This window comes from Nostoc sp. CHAB 5836, assembly GCF_020829445.1.
Taxonomy (GTDB): domain Bacteria; phylum Cyanobacteriota; class Cyanobacteriia; order Cyanobacteriales; family Nostocaceae; genus Nostoc.
Genome location: NZ_JAIVFV010000151.1, coordinates 1 through 16,285 on the forward strand (window position 1 = coordinate 1; position 16,285 = coordinate 16,285).

A 16,285-nucleotide genomic window follows, 5' to 3' on the forward strand; every position below is an offset into this window, starting at 1 on the left:
GTTGGGTGCCACCAGCCTTGAGTTTGAGTTATTGCTGTATCAAGAGCTTCTTGAGAAGTAGAAAGATTATATAAAAATAAGGCGATACATTGACCCGCTAAAACAAGTGCTGCAACTCTAATTTTTTCTTCTCTTTCTTTAACAACTCGCCCATCCCAAACACTAACATTAGTCAATTCTAAAAGTTTAATAACACTTTCTTCAAAGTCTTTCAACGATTTTGCCAAATCTAAAGTTGCATCTATATTTTTTTCCATTTATGTTAACGTTAAAAGTCTGAAAACTACTACCAATAAGGAATTTTACCTTTTTTCGTAGTCACAAAATAATTATTGTTCGCATATACGAAGAATCAAAATAATAATGATAATCGAATAAAAGGGGAGAAGGAAAGAGCCGCTAAACGGCTCTTTCCTTCTCCCCCCTCTTTTTTGATTATCATTATCACTAAATATTCAATCAGGTCAGCACTCCAAGCGCCTGTTATGAACGTTCTTCATCAACTATTTTATTTTTTAGTATTAATACTAATTGACATGTAACTAATATTTATTTGTACTGATAAAAAAGTTTAGCGATCGCACGACCTTTGGAGTCAGCTCACAAAATCGCATTGCTCCCGTACTGACTCCAGGCAAAAATAACAGGACGATAAAAAATAGCACACTCACTCTGATGTCCGTAACGGGTGCTTTGATGATAGTGTCGATGTCAGTCCACAACATTTTGTTAGGTGCATTCATAATTGCTGCCGCGATTACAATAGCGCTACCAAAGCAATCTCAAGCTCTGTTGACTAACTTTGATAAAGTACAACGCAAGTATGGAGTCAACCTCTTTGCGGTGTTGTTTACGATTTTGACAGTTGTTTGTGTACTCGATTTTGCTTCCTCACCAGCAGATGCACAGTTTTTTAACAATGCTCAAACCTGGATGAATAATGCTTTTGGCAATGCTGCTGGCAATGGTCAAACAACAGCAGTCATCACATTATTCTTCAACGTATTGAGAGGTTTGTTCCTACTCTATATAGGCATCAGTCTAGTCCAAATTGTCCAATCGGCAAGGAATGATGAAGATTGGCAAACATTAGCCAGAACTCCATTAATTATCGTCCTTTCCGTTTTCGTTGGAGATTTAGTCACTGGCTTAATTATTGGTGGAGGTGGAGCCGCATAATCAGTGAACAAGTATCCGCATTATCAGTTTCAGTCTCGAACTGATAATGCAGATACTTGATAATGCGGATACTTAACGAACTATGTTCAGTAAAAGTAGCATAGCTTCTATCAAGCAGCGCGAATTGAAGCCTAAGCTAAATCCCCGTTGCAAAACTTGCATTTACGAATTACGAATTACTGTCTTCTCTACGAGACGCTCCGCGAACGCAGCTCTCTTCGAGTCTTGGTAAGCGTTGCGTTAGCGACGCAGGAGCGTCGCGTCATTACGAATTATTTTAATATGCCCTGATTCTAGAAATGCTTCATCTCAACAAGTAGTAAAAAAAAGATGAGAAATGAAAATAATTTTCGGACTGTAAATAGAATCTTGGGAGACAGCCCTCGATTAGGGCCATTTCCCGCCGATCAGATTTTCCCTTGGTCAGTAATAGCCATACTAAATGTCTTCATTGTATTCTACACATTTAAAGCTGGATGGTTAGCAACTTTCTTAAGTATTGCTTGGGGATGGGCTACTTGGTGGCTAGTTTCTGCTCGGAATGATTTTTTTGGGAAATTTGTTGGCGTACCTCGCATTAGTAGAGGTTATATGCCTTTTCAAAGGTTAAAAAAGAATACATTCGTTCAGAGGGAAGAGGGAACAGGGAACTCTTAACAGGAAATCCCCATAATTAAAATTAGGGGATTTGAATAATGACGCATTGAAACATCGTGGCTTACGCCCGGAACGTTTCAAATATTTTTATCTCTTTTCATAAATAAATTTAGGACACTATTACCCTATATTCGGGACTAATTTTTTTCTGTTAAGAGTTTCCTGTTCCCTGTTAAGAGTTCCCTGTTCCCTTTTTTTGTAAAAACCAGAATGAAACCGACTAAAAAATCGAAGTATCCAGATAAATTAGGGAAAAAATCTTTTGACAATTCACAGATTAATGTTGTCAAAACAATAACTCCTTTTGAGGATATTATTCACTTAGCTGGGATTTGCAATTTAAATTTAGGAGGTCGAAAAGGCATTGGGGCATTAATCCTGAAAAAAGCTGAAGACCTTCAAATCAAATTTTGTTTTGATTGCTTAGGGATTCATCCGAATCTAAGCAATGAACAAATCTTGCCGATATTTGAAGGGATAGAAGCGGGACTGAAAGAAATTCCTGAACACGAATCATTGACCATACATTTCGGGTCGTTTACAGATGATTATCAACGACAAAAAGAACTAAGACTCATTGAGAATAATTGTTCAATAGAGCAATTAAAACTTTTAATACGTAGTGAAAGATTAAGAATAAAGGATTTAACTAAAACAGGAGTCCGGAAAAATAAGTTCTTGAGATTATGGTGTACTTATACTGTTGCTGCTGACGAGGAACGAAGTAAGGATTTCGTAGAGTCTATCATTAGAAAACTTGAAAAACTTTGGTACAACTTTACAGGAGAAATTTACTCAATCAATAACAATAAGATTGACAATATTCTGCAAAATTCATTCAATGATGGCTTTCAGGCATGGTCGGCTTTACTCAGTAATAAGATGAAATTAGGTGTGAAAGCTTTGAGTGCCGAAGAAATTTGGTCGGGAATTTGGCAACAGTTTAATCATTCGGAACCAATAGCAATCCCTAACCCCTTAAAAATCAATGAAATCGATGGATTAATCGAAACCCAAACAAGTGATTTTCACCTCCGTCATCATCTCCTAGAGAATGAGCAATCCGTACCATTTTTTGACAGAAAATGGGTGAAAATCCAAGATAAATACCTGGGAGCGCTCAACTTCAGTCAAAAGCCAGGGGGTTGGATTGATGAACAGGCACAATTAAGATATCTCTGGTCACTGATATCTAGGGATAGTATTTTTGATACCGAAATCTTTTGTCAGTTGACAAAAGCCAACCAAGGAATCACTAAAACCAACTTACAAAGACTAACCAAACAGTCAATTACTTCTACGACATTATCAAGCGATAAAGGTAATATTGATGTGAAAGCAGGACTGAATATTGAATCAGCCGTAGAAGCACAGAAGACAATTTACAAAGGTAGTGTTGTCGTACATACGGCTGTAGTTTTTTTAGTACATCGTAAATCAACTAGAGAATTAGATGAGGCTTGCCGTCAACTTGCTTCTTGCTTTCTACGTCCAGCAGCAGTTGACCGTGAGCTAGAGTACGCCTGGAAAGTATGGCTTCAGTGTTGTCCTTTTGTTTGGGAACCCTTGCTAACAAAACCATTTAACCGTAGATTACCTTACTTCAGTTCAGAAGCTCCGGGATTAATGCCATTGATTCGCACAGCAACCGGGGACACAAAAGGCTTTGAATTAATTGCAGAAGAGGGCGGAACACCTGTGTACCTCGATTTATACCAAAATCACAAGAATCTGGCAGTCTTTGGTGCAACTCGAAGTGGTAAATCAGTCTTGGTTGCAGGTATATTGACTCCGGCTCTAGCTCAAGGTATTCCAGTTGTGGCATTGGATTACCCCAAACCAGATGGGACATCCACTTTCACTGACTACACGAATTTATTAGGAGAAGAAGGGGCTTACTTTGATATCTCTAAAGAATACAATAATCTTTTTGAATTACCAAATCTCCGAGGACTAGAACCAGAAATTATCGATGAAAGATTGAATGATTTCAAGGAGTTTTTGAAGTCAGTGCTGATGACAATGATTATTGGAACTAGCATGATTGGAGTTAGCCCTTCCATGATTACCAATATTGAGTCAATCATTGCTTTGACATTAAAAATATTTTTCAACGACGATGAAATCAAACTCCGGTACAAATTAGCATTATCGGCTGGAGTCGGAACGAAAGAGTGGTCAGATACTCCAACGCTACAAGACTTTTACAAATATTGTTCCCCAGCATTTATTAAACTAGATTCTATTGCTAGTAACAGTCGGGACATAATAGAAGCTTTAGAACAAATTAGGCTCAGACTTAATTACTGGTTAACTACAAGAGTTGGACAGTCGATTTCTCGCCCTTCTAGCTTCAGGACTGATGCCAAATTACTTGTTTTTGCGTTAAGAAATTTATCGAGTGAAGCGGATGCAGCAATATTAGCTCTGAGCGCTTATGCTGCTGCACTCAGACGTGCTTTATCATCAAAAGCCAGCATATTTTTCTTAGATGAAGCACCAATATTATTTCAATTTGAATCAATTGCTGAATTAATCGGTAGACTCTGTGCTAATGGTGCAAAAGCTGGTATCCGTGTGATTTTATCGGCTCAAGAACCAGAAAGTATTTATCAGTCAAAAGCCGCCGCCAAAATCTTTGCTAACATCACTACTCGGTTAGTAGGAAGAATTCAATCATCAGCAGTTGACCCATTTATCGCGAGGTTTAAATACCCCTTAGAAATCATTCGGGTTAATAGTACAGAAGCTTTCTATCCCAAACATTCAAGCATTTACTCTCAGTGGTTACTTGATGATAATGGCAAACTTACTTTTTGTCGTTATTATCCAGCCCATTGTTTATTAGCCGCCGTTGCTAATAATCCACACGAACAAGAACTGCGTACTCTTTTCCTGAAAGAATATCAAAATAATCCTCTGGTAGGAATGGTCAAGTTTACCGATGATTATATCAAGATGATTCGGCGAGAAGAGTTATCAGATGAAGCTAAACAATTAATGTTGAAACAAAAAGCAAAGGTGGCTTATGCCTAGATTAAAGACGCGAACAATCATTGTGGTACTTTCTGCTACTTTTGGAGGTTTCTTACTGGCCACACCCAGTTATGGATTAGTCATAACTGACTTTTTTAGTGAAATAATTTCTGATCTTAAAGGTGAGGCTAGCAAGATCCAAGCTTGGTCGAAATCGCAAATTGATCAAAGTTGGGCTGGTATTAAAGATGATGCTCAAGCTGCAATTGATAATACTATTGGCGAGATGGGAGCTAGTGACCCGATTGCCAGTAGCAATGAACTGAAAAATCGAATTGCTGGTACTTACTCATTACCAGTCGCCCAGCAAAAAGGACAAGATTTAGAGCGAGAACTTACAAGAGCTTCAATCATCAGTGTTATAGGACAACCAGGACAAGAAGAAACATCCCAAAAAATAGAGAAAACTACACTTATAGCCCAAGAAGCAAAAAGTATTGCGGACGTTGCTCAAGAAATGGATGCTTCTCAAAATGTCCTGAAAGCTCTAGCCGCTCAGAATGGTCTAGTGGTTTCAATGCTGGCACAGCAACGCACAGATTCTTTGCAAGCAAGGCAAGACACTACATACTCCAATATAATGCTGACTCAAGTAGCAGAGAATATGGCAAATAGCCGTAAAAAAGAAGATTTGCAGGAATTAGGTACTCTTTCTCTGAGCCATGAACTTATTGGAATGTCTCGTTTAGATCCGACGTATTAAAATAATTCGTAATGACGCTCCTGCGTCGCTACCGCTACGTCCCTTGGGCGTCTCGTAGAGAAGACAGTAATTCGTAATTCGTAATACCTTGACAACTCTACAAGACGCTAGTTCGTTAAATAATTCACACTTATGCAACGCCGAATTTACTTATTCGCTCAATCTCAATTTGCTGGTGCGGATTTACTAGAGCAAGCAACTAAAACAGCAGACTTTATTGCTCAAGGTTTCAATGAAATTTGGTATGAGACTATCACAGGTGAATTATATGCTGCTATGTGCAAAGTCGGTGTATTATTCGCCGTTGCGACACTTGTTTTTTTCATGGTTGAGTGGACAAAGAAAATGCTCTTGGGTGATGAACAACGTGCATACACAGAATTTATTTGGGTGTTGATAGTTGTAGTACTTTTAGCAAATAATGGCAAGGTCTTAGGAGCAAGCACTCTCGGTATTAGAAATTATATCAACAATACAAATCAATATGTACTAGCATACACAACAAAAGGTGTTGATTTAAGGGCTGCATACCAAAAAGCCTTGGGTGTAGAAGCTGTGCGTGGGGTTATTGGTAAAGAAATAGAAAATTGCAAAACCTCATCTTTGACTCCAGAAGAATCTATTAAATGTCTATCAGACGCTAAAAATCGACTTCAACAAGACTATCCTAGTTATTTTACTGGCTCTAGTGGCCCTTTCTCATGGATCGTTCAAAAGATTGACAGAATTATTCAAGCACCATCTGATGCTATTAAAAGTGGTGCTAATCCTCTGCAAGTATTATTTTCTCCCTTTACTGCTTACATTGGTTCAAGCGTAATTGAAATTGTTTCAATCATTCTGATTGGTTTAAATGGAGCCTACCAATGGGCGATTGAACTAACTATGCTACTGACTGCACTTATCGGCCCTTTAGCCGTGGGCGGTTCTCTGTTGCCTTATGGCGCCAGAGCGATTTTTACTTGGCTCACTGGTTATTTTTCTGTAGGAATGGCAAAACTTTGCTTCAACGTAATTGCTGGATTAGCGGGGCAATTGATTGCTACTTCTTCTTCAGATCAACCTCTATTCTTTCTATTTACGATTGGTATTTTTGCTCCTTTCTTAGCAACTGGACTTGCGGCTGGTGGTGGTTTAGCTGTACTTCAACAAATCAATAAAGCGGCTGAAACTTATAGCTCAATTGCTATTGATGCTAGCAAAGCAGTATTCACAAGAGGTGGTAGTTTAGTTGGGAAATTTAAGTAGATTTTTGTAATGTTTAAAACCAAAAACAGTAGTCAGCCCAAAATAGAACCGTTACAGCTTCTCAAATATAACAAATCTGTCCCAACCAGAATCGGAGTCATTTCTCTAGCTGGATTTTCGATGGCGTTATTGTCTTTATTATTGCAACTACTTAACTATGGTGCAGTAAGTAGTTTAGGTAAAAAGCAATTAGCACTAGTCCAATTATCATCAGGAGAATCAGTCATTGCTCAAGCAGTAGAGCCTAATGAACGGTCAAAGGAAGTCATTAAAAAATTCATTAATGATACATTTGTCAAGATGTTCAATTGGGATGGACTTCAGAGAACCTTTAATCAAAAAGGAGAACCCATTACCAAGCAAGATACTGGAATAGATGTCGGTAGAACTGACCACTCTAATGGCAGAGTAGCTACCTCTTCTTATGAAGCTGCATTCGCTATAAGTGATCATCTTGATTTTCGAGTAGCATTTTTGCGTCAGCTAGCTCAAATGACCCCACCAGGGATATTTAATGGCAATGCACAAGTTTCTTTGATTCCTCGGTTCATTTCCGAACCCCGTAAAATCAAATCGGGCAAATGGTCGGTAGATTTTATTGCTACTCTTGTTACTTTTACTAAAGAAAATAATGCTGGTAGCGGGATTTCATTCAATAAGACTATTACTGTAGAAGCTGTTAGTACACCACAAGAAATTCCTCCAAATACTAGTCAACTAGCTCATCAAATTTATCAGGCTAGACAATCAGGGCTAGAAATCACACAAATTGTTGATTTAAATCTCGAAGCGAGAAAATGACAGACAATAATTCAACTAATAATTCATCAACTCTAGATAATTTACTCCAAATAGATGATGAAGAGCCGAAAGCAGATAGTTCTAATTATCATAACTCGTCAATACCAGAAGAAGTAAAACTAGCTGAAACCACATTAACTAAACACACTGTAGTTACTTCTCCTTGGTCAAGGCTATTGATAATCGCACTGCCTTTTGGTTTAGTTTTCTTGACTATATTTTTGATGCTCAATGGATTATTTAATCCAACTTTACAGCCACTTCCTTCTTCTCTTCAACCCAAAAACTCCTCTGAAGCTTTAGACAAACTTGACCAAAAAGATGGCGATGTTTATGCTAAATTAGCACTGAATCAACAACAAAACGAGTTGAGTAAGATTAATAAAGATAAATCCTCTAAGCCCTCTAACCCTCAAAGGTCTGTCAAAAAAGAAGAAAAAGTCGTTAATCCGGGAGCAACTTCACCCCGGACGCAACAGCAACAACCAACTCCTAGAACCAGAACTAGTTATTATGAAGAACCAAGACGTAGTTTTATTTCTACTAGAGTTTCTCCTACCACTACCACAGTTTCAGCACGAGTAAAATCTCTTGACCCGGATGCTGAGTTGAACAGACTCCGCAGCATTGGCTCTTATGGAAAAATAGCTGACACCGACACCTCTTTGCTTGAAAGAGAATCACCATTACCAAAAAGAGTATTTACCCAGACCGAGCAAGTTAACCAATCAGATAATGATTTTAGCAATAGTCAGCCGAAAGTTACTGAAATCTCACAACAAAATACACCAAACTCTATTGAGAAAATCATCCCCAGGTGGGAGTCGGAAATTAAAACTACTAAGCACGTTACTTTAGCCAATAATTACTTACCGCAAGAAAATCAAATTCTTCAAGAGAAACAAACTCGTTATTTAACAGTAGGGGAGTTCGCTAGTGGGGTGTTAGTTACACCTGTAGTCAAACAACAAGCAGATGTTAGAAATAATATTCAGAATAATTTACAACAAAATGATGATGGTAGACGCTTTGTAGCTCGGCTTACTGAAGATTTGCATGACAACAATGCTGATGTGGCTATTCCATCAGGCAGTTTGTTAGCTGTTGAAGTAATTTCAGTCACTGGTGGCAGTTATGCAACTGTGCAAGTTACTAGCATTATTAAAGATAATACCGAATATCCAATATCTAATGGTGCGATCTCCGTGTTAGGACAAGATGGTAAACCGTTAATTGCCCAGCAATTTCATGATTCGGGGGGTGAAATTGCACGTTATGACTTGACTGTGGGATTAGTCAGTGGTTTGGGTCAAGTGGGGACAATTCTCAATCAATCGGACTCCAGTAGTACTGTCAGTAGTTCCTCTGGTGGCACTTTTACCTCCAACGTCACCAGCAAGGAATCGCGCAATATCGGCGGTGCATTTTTACAAGGTGCATTTGGTAAGCTTAGTGACATTATTGGTAAACGTGCCCAAACTTCAACCCAAGAAATTGCGGCTCGTCCCAATGTCTGGTATATCCCACAGGGAACTAAGGTGACATTTTTGGTGAATCGCAGCCTGGAGGTTTGAGATGAAAAAACTAATGCTTCTAGTCGCCTTTGCACTGTGTTTTCTGCCAACAGAAGCAATCGCTCAAAGTACAGTCCGCACGATTAAACAATCGCAGGTCAGTGGTGAATCTGCCACACTTCAAACTATTAATGTCTGGAATGGGCATGGTGTCAGCATCTACTTCTATGAAGTTGGGGAAACAATTAAAAGGGTGTGGCTAGACGACCCCTCTCAAATCCTGGTTGATACTGATGGCTGTTTAGAAGGTATCGAGACAAATTGTCAAAACAGTAGTGCTGGACTTATTCACCTGCGACGAATTGAAAAAGTCAAGATTCCAGGCTTACCGCAAGCACCAAACACCCTCCTCACAATCATCACGCAAACATCTAATGGTGAACGCAAAGTTTACAGTTTTCGAGTAGCTACTAATAATGGCAGTCCTAAATACAGCCAAGTAATAATCAAAAATGATGTTGCTGTTGAAGAAAATCAAGTATTTATTCCCCAGCTTCAACCATTGGTAAATACTTTCAAAACTACACGTAACATCAAGGATGGCATAGCTGTTGCAATTAGGAATAGATGGATTAATCCTCACGACCAATTACACCAACGGTTACAAAAGTTAATCAACTATGTACAGCAGGGTGATGAACTATCAACTGCTGCCCAAAAGGCATCTGTCTCTATGGAATTGGTGAACAAATTAATTAGTCTTGGTACTGATTCTCAACGCTAGTTTTTATCTAAAAATCATGAAAACAGGGAAACAATCACCATTGAGCGAATCGGCAATCCGTTACTTAATATTGTTTGGTTTGTTAGGCGGACTCTTCATTCATAGCTTTATTAAATATGGAATTCTCAATCACTTTGTGGGATTTATAATTCCCAAAGCATCGGCCCAAAGTTCAATAATTAATGACAACAATGGTTTGATGCCTGATTGGTCGCGGCTTAAGTTCAGCGACATGATTATTTCAAATGATGGCAGTGTGACTTATCCCGGCTCTAGAGGCGGCACTGAAACCAGGGTTTGGAGTGCTGGACAAAGTATCGCAGAATTTATGGAGCTTGGGGATTTTGAAACTCCAGAATTAGCAATAGAGAAACTCAATCTTTCAGCAATAGCTCAAGTACAAGGATTAAATTTAGGTCAACTGAAGCTTTCAGATTTGCAATTAACAAAATGGCAGACATTGCCAAATTTAGTGAAAGCAGTTCCTGGGTTGGGTAGTAAAGCTGTTGCAAGCGTCAAACCTATTAGTGATTTCTTCAGAAGGTTCGCAATCAAGAATGGCACAATTGCCAATGCCAGTCGAAATTATAGACTTCGTAACGTTCAACTGGGAAGAGTAATTAACTTAAATAACTATTCGCTTACTTCTATACCTAACATTCAAAATGCATCTCTCAATGGCTTTGGTAATTGGCAAGACAGCAAAATTAACGGAGTACCAGGATTATCCAATCTAACTTGGAATAATTTTCCAGGACTGAACACACTTGATTTATCATTCATTGGCAAAGTAGACCTGCCACTCGGAGATTTAGAAGCCAACCGACTTCGTTCCATCTCCGGTAGTTATCAGGAAGGTTTCAATGTTCCATGTCTGCAACCCAATTGCGCCCACTTTGAAGCTTCAGGACTTGGCAAGACTACAGGTGTGCAGTGGATATCTGGTAAATCTCAACAAGTTAGAGGTGGCTTTGGGATTCTTAAAGCTTTGAATGGAGGAAAAGAACCAACAGGCAGAAATCCTTTTGGTTCTGCTTTTAAACAAGTAGTTTGGGAAGTCAATGAAGCAGAAGGTACTGTCCAAACCACAATGTTTTTCCGCATCTGCAAAACCATTCCCTTTATTGGTCGTACCTGCTCTCCTTATTTTATTGGCCCTGTTCCATTCATCGAATATCGAGAAAAAGACCCGATTATTTTCGGTGAACCATCAACACTTCCTAATTGAAGCCTTATGAGTAAACATTTAGATTATAAGGCAGCAAGAGATAATCAATCATTTCGTTTTGAACAGTTACAAAATCCTCATGACAGTATTGGTCAGTACACTCACTATTTATTTACACCAAATGGATTAGCCGTTGTTAGTATGTTGGCTGCTTATATCCTGATGAGAGTAGTTTTTGGTGATGGCTCTAATAAGAAAAAGATTGCTACTAGTTATTGGGGTGGAGCTAAAGAAACTGCTACAGCCAAGAAAAAGGCACTTTTGCAAATTGCTTCACCTCAATGTGATAGTGCTGCTCTTTATATTGGTAAGCATCAATTCAAGGGTACTAAGCAAGAAAAAAATGCCGGTACGACTTTTTATATTCCTGATGTCCAGCGAGGAACAGCAGCTATTGGCGCTCCAGGTAGTGGTAAAACATTCAGTGCTATTAACCCCACAATCTATTCTGCAATCGACCAAGGATTTCCGATAATTGCCTATGATTTTAAGTATCCGTCGCAAGCTAAAATTGCAGCTTACGCTAAAAGTCAGGGGTATGATGTTCACATTTTCGCGCCGGGATTTCCGGAATCGGAAGTTTGTAATCCACTCGATTTTTTACGAGATAGTAGTGATGCAGAAACTGCTAGACAAATCGCCACTGTAATTAATAAAAATTTTCGCATTCTTAGTAATAGTAATGAGGATGGTTTCTTTGCTCCCGCCGGCGACCAATTAACCCAAGCTATCTTGATGCTGACCAAAGAGTTTGGCTCACGCGCTGATGTGATGACCAGTGCTGCCATACTTTCTAGTGAACAGATGGTACAAAGACTGATGGCTGCTAATCTCAATCCTTGGATTAAAATTGCTTTTGGTCAATTGTTCAGTTCCGCCGCGAGTGAGAAAACTGTTGCTGGGATTGTTTCTACTGCCAGCATCATGTTCACTCGCTTCATGGCTAAAAATACTATTGGTTGCTTCATTGGTCAGACGACTTTACCTTTAGAAATTAAAGGGAAGCAGATGATTATCTTTGGGTTGGACAGAGAACGTCGAGATGCCGTTAGCCCACTGTTGACCAGTATTCTGCACATGACGATCGCCCGAAATATTGCCAAAAAACGTCAATATCCTCTGATAGTCGCACTTGATGAATTGCCTTCCATATATTTACCCGACTTATTCAAATGGCTGAACGAATCTCGAAGTGAGGGTTTTTGCGGCATCCTGGGCTGGCAGAATATGGGGCAACTTGAAAAGAATTACGGCAGAGAAGTAGCTAAAACTATTCTTGGTGCTTGCGGTACTAAGTTTATTTTCAATCCTGGTGAAAATGAATCGGCTCAATTGTTCTCTAGTTTTTTAGGTGATGAAGAAATCAAATACAAGCATAAAAGTCGCTCTACAGGTGGGGGTAAAACTAACACTACTACATCTGACCAAGAGAAGACTAAAAAACTATTGGAGTCAGCCCAGTTTTTGAAACTGCCAGCAGGTAAATGTGTATTTATAAATCCTGCTTATGCTAATAAAAATGAAGGTTCGGTTCCTTTACTAAAATCTCTTAAAATCCCTAAAGCCATTCTAGATATTGAAGAATACAACCAGCAGCAATGGACTAAGCTTGTCACTATTCTGGCAAGAATTAGTACTCAGAAGTTTCCGACTCAGCAGGATTTAGATATCAGAATTGCTGACATCAATAATCGTTTTCCTTTACCTCAAAACCCCAAAAATGCCAACAATTCTTTACCTTTAGATATTTCGGAGGTGAGTTCATTAATTGACGCTGATGACAACGTATTTATTTAAGAGTTCTCTTTCTTTGTAAAACAATCTCTCAGATGACCCACAATTATTTATCCAATTCGCATTGTTATCTAAATAGCTATGTTTGATGAACGACATTTACAACTCACCTCGGCATACGCTAAAAGTAGTGAATACTTTGCTAGAACAGTAATAGCTCCTTATCTCAAACTGGTGCTGGACTCGATAGAATTAGCAATAGATGATGAGATAAATAAGAGATTAAAACTGGAAATTGGTAAAGAAACTTATTTCATGAGTTCTGATGAAAATGGTGGTTGGAAGTGGGAGAAGTTTGACCCCAATACCAACGAATTTGTTCAAGCAGAAGTTGCTGACCAAGAAGAATTTTTAGAATTATGGAAAGAGCTTTTAACATCTTCTCCTAAATACCCATTCTTACCTCCCTCTGATATCCCACCACTTTTACCTGGTTCTACCACACCCCCCGATTTACCTCCCAATGATTCACCTCCGGTTTTGCCACCATCTGATATACCTCCCTTTTTACCACCGTCTGCTACACCTGTTGAAGTAGTAGAAATCGCTTTTCTAATTGACTCAACTCAAAAGCCAGAAGAAAGAGTAAACTCCCTAAACCCAAGTGGCTTCCGTGCCGTTCGGCGAGTTTTTGGTGAAAAAGAATTACTGCAACAGGATCGAACGAGTGAACTTGGATCTGAATACCCCACTGCTTCAAACTCTTCATCTGACCCAATTTTTCCAGTTCCCACATATAAGATAGACCCAAATCACTGGCAAGAATTAGTAAAAGGAAGTGCGATCGCTCCTCTTGTGGCTAGTCTAAATTTTAAGAGCTTACACATTGACCCCATAGAACAGGAACATGAAGCATGGGAATATCTCATGTACAGTGACAAACTAGAGCGCCTGAATACGGGGCGGCTGTCTGCTTCCATGCTCAATAGATATTCTCACCTTGAGGATGGTGGCTGGTGGTGTAACTCTGGTGTTGATCCTCGTGACTTTGCTAATCTTGAGCCAGGGGATAAACCTAATCAAAAATTGTGGGGATGCTACAAACCTAATAACAAGAGAGAAAAAGCCGAGAGTCCAGGCAAATTTATTAAATATGAACACCCACCCAAGGTTGATTTAAGTATCTTCTTGCTCAATGTACCTGATGATATTGCCGAACGCATTTACGAAAAAGCTGGAGTACAGCCTACCCAAAGCGATCGCCAATCGGGATTTTGGTATTGCGTTTGGAAGCATAATGTCCCAGTCACTATTACCGAGGGGGCAAAGAAAGCGGCCAGTATTTTGAGCCAGGATGAGGCGGCAATTGGATTACCTGGAATTTATGCTGGGTATCGTAGCAAGGATGAACTAGGTAATCCCATTACTCCTAGTCTGCATGATGAGTTGGCAGTTTTCGCTACTAAGAATCGGGATATTAAAATTTGCTTTGACCATGAAACACGACGTACAACTAAGCGCAACATTGATATCGCTACTTACCGCACTGGTCAACTGTTAGAAGAAGCGGGGTCTAAGGTAAGTGTTATTTCTTTACCAGGCCCAGAAAAAGGCGTAGATGATTTGATTGTCGCACAGGGCGCAGAAGCTTTTAAGCAAGTATCTCAATCATCTGTCCCCTTGGATGATTGGTGGCAAAACAATCAACCACCCGATTTACGCCTCACTCTATTTTTGAAAAATGGTCAGGAGATCCAGCTTTACTCACAAAAGGGAGATGGCACTGTTAATACCCCATCTCCATCTCCAGAGAATTTAGAAGAGGAAGAGATAATTCCTATTTTTGGGAAAAACCGATCCAAATTATCAATAACAGAACCAGCAAACCTGATTGCATTCTCAGAAAATTCATCCCTAAGTCCGGCATCACGAATAATAGATGCTGAAGTACTTACTGAAGGTAAAAAAGAAGTTGCTGTTGTTCAAGACGCTCCACCCTTAACAGAGGCTGAGGACTACCAGGATGGTTCTTGGGCAAGAAGAGAACAGGTCACAGTCTACCAGCCTAATTTCTTCAGAAAGCGTTTGTCAGCCAGGGAAAATAAAGATATTGCTTCTACGGCATTAGCGCTTGTGAAGAATTATGGTGTTGAACAAGATGATAATTTAGTTTATCGGGCTGATGCTTTTACTATCAAAAAAGAGGGGAACAATTACAGTATTTTTCGCCGCACTGATGAAACCAAACCCTTAATGCAGTTTCACGCTGACAAATGGGGAGCTATCACTAATGCTGGACAACCGAAGGATATGCTGCCCATCGAAAGGCAGGAGTTTTTACTAGTCGCTGATTACCTTAAAAGTGGTAAGCAACTACCTTCAGTTGATGAAGACCCCAGAAAAATCGCTAGTACTCTTGGTTCACTCTCCCTTGATGGTACCCACAAAATTTTAGAGAGCTTCAAACAAGCAGAAGTCTTGCAAATCCTAACTCAAACTCTAAAAAAGAACAGGAGTGATGATTTGGAGTTGGGCAACTACCGCATCCTCTACGAAAAGAGCCACCAAAATAGTACATCTGTTCTAAAACTCCTCAAAACTGAACATGATGGAATTACAAGAGTTGCTGCTAGTTTTGAAATGAATAGAACAAACTCAGGAATGACGCATCAACTTAAAACACTCGCTATTACTGAACTTGACCTGAATAAATTGAGATTGCTTGCCCAAAAGTTACATATCCCACCCAATACTGCTGCTACTGCAACTGTCAATCTTCACGCTACCCGCGATATTAAACTCCCTCTTCACCCAAAGTTAGCAAAACAATGGCAGGATTTAGAAAACAGGCAACAACTTCCTAACTCTGTTCCCGGTACTCCCACCTCTGACTTAAGTACCAACTCTCAAAATATCGAACCACAGCAAGTTTATACAGCAGTAGTTAAACCAATTAAAAAACCATCTAATGAACAAAACCAACACAGCAAAGCTAACGTAGAGAGCATTCCTCTGCCCCTTCATCCTCTGCTAGGTCAATACTGGCTAGATTTAGAAACTACTGGTTCTTGGTCAAGCGTTGCCAATCAAGGTAATTACCCAATGCGTGACAAGATAATACACACTCTCCAGCTCACGATTGGTGAACAACGCGAACTTTACAACCAAATATTGCTCAAAAGTCTTGTTGAGCTGCGCCACCACGGAACAACTAATATCTCTCTTCCTCCACTGAGCGAAATTCTCCAAGATTTGATGTCTGTTCGTAGCGAAGCCATTGACAGCACCTACAGCCCAAAGGTGGAAGTGCGTTCTCCAAAAGAGAAGCAGCGACATCAAAACAGTAGCACTCCTTCTGCTGACGTTGAATTGTAAAAGAGCAGAGTTTGAGATGCTGCGTT

General features: G+C 39.5%; 11 protein-coding genes and 1 pseudogene. 11 read left to right on the forward strand and 1 reads right to left on the reverse strand.

Annotated elements, in window-relative coordinates:
* Nucleotides 1-257: pseudogene (locus LC605_RS24215) on the reverse strand (ISLre2 family transposase); the annotation flags it as partial.
* Between the two features lie 451 nt (nt 258-708).
* Here LC605_RS24215 and LC605_RS24220 point away from each other — a divergent pair.
* The 11 genes from LC605_RS24220 to LC605_RS24270 all read left to right on the forward strand — a co-directional run bounded on the left by LC605_RS24220 (nt 709) and on the right by LC605_RS24270 (nt 16,259).
* Nucleotides 709-1,179, forward strand: coding sequence for a hypothetical protein (locus LC605_RS24220; RefSeq protein WP_229550058.1), 471 nt, complete (start codon nt 709-711; stop codon nt 1,177-1,179).
* Between the two features lie 330 nt (nt 1,180-1,509).
* A complete protein-coding gene (locus LC605_RS24225) occupies nt 1,510-1,836 on the forward strand; it encodes a hypothetical protein (RefSeq protein WP_229550059.1) in 327 nt (108 codons plus the stop codon).
* A gap of 210 nt (nt 1,837-2,046) precedes the next feature.
* Nucleotides 2,047-4,872, forward strand: coding sequence for a hypothetical protein (locus LC605_RS24230; RefSeq protein ID WP_229550060.1), 2,826 nt, complete (start codon nt 2,047-2,049; stop codon nt 4,870-4,872).
* Complete coding sequence (locus LC605_RS24235; RefSeq protein WP_229550061.1) at nt 4,865-5,575, forward strand: hypothetical protein; 711 nt, start codon at nt 4,865-4,867, stop codon at nt 5,573-5,575. The genes LC605_RS24230 and LC605_RS24235 overlap by 8 nt, the downstream gene beginning before the upstream one ends.
* 132 nt (nt 5,576-5,707) lie before the next feature.
* Entirely contained in the window at nt 5,708-6,823 is a 1,116-nt protein-coding gene (locus LC605_RS24240; RefSeq protein WP_229550062.1) for a hypothetical protein, read from the forward strand.
* 9 nt (nt 6,824-6,832) lie between these two features.
* Nucleotides 6,833-7,624: a hypothetical protein gene (locus LC605_RS24245; protein ID WP_229550063.1), complete on the forward strand. Its 792-nt coding sequence runs from the start codon at nt 6,833-6,835 to the stop codon at nt 7,622-7,624.
* On the forward strand, nt 7,621-9,198 hold the full coding sequence (locus LC605_RS24250) for a TrbI/VirB10 family protein (RefSeq protein WP_229550064.1): 1,578 nt from the start codon (nt 7,621-7,623) through the stop codon (nt 9,196-9,198). The genes LC605_RS24245 and LC605_RS24250 overlap by 4 nt, the downstream gene beginning before the upstream one ends.
* Before the next feature lies 1 nt (nt 9,199).
* Nucleotides 9,200-9,922, forward strand: a complete 723-nt coding sequence (locus LC605_RS24255; RefSeq protein WP_229550065.1) for a hypothetical protein — start codon at nt 9,200-9,202, stop codon at nt 9,920-9,922.
* 16 nt (nt 9,923-9,938) lie between these two features.
* Nucleotides 9,939-11,150, forward strand: a complete 1,212-nt coding sequence (locus LC605_RS24260) for a hypothetical protein (RefSeq protein WP_229550066.1) — start codon at nt 9,939-9,941, stop codon at nt 11,148-11,150.
* A 6-nt stretch (nt 11,151-11,156) separates the two neighbouring features.
* Nucleotides 11,157-12,947: a type IV secretory system conjugative DNA transfer family protein gene (locus LC605_RS24265; protein ID WP_229550067.1), complete on the forward strand. Its 1,791-nt coding sequence runs from the start codon at nt 11,157-11,159 to the stop codon at nt 12,945-12,947.
* 78 nt (nt 12,948-13,025) lie between these two features.
* Nucleotides 13,026-16,259, forward strand: a complete 3,234-nt coding sequence (locus LC605_RS24270) for a DUF3854 domain-containing protein (protein WP_229550068.1) — start codon at nt 13,026-13,028, stop codon at nt 16,257-16,259.
* Nucleotides 16,260-16,285 lie beyond the last annotated feature (26 nt).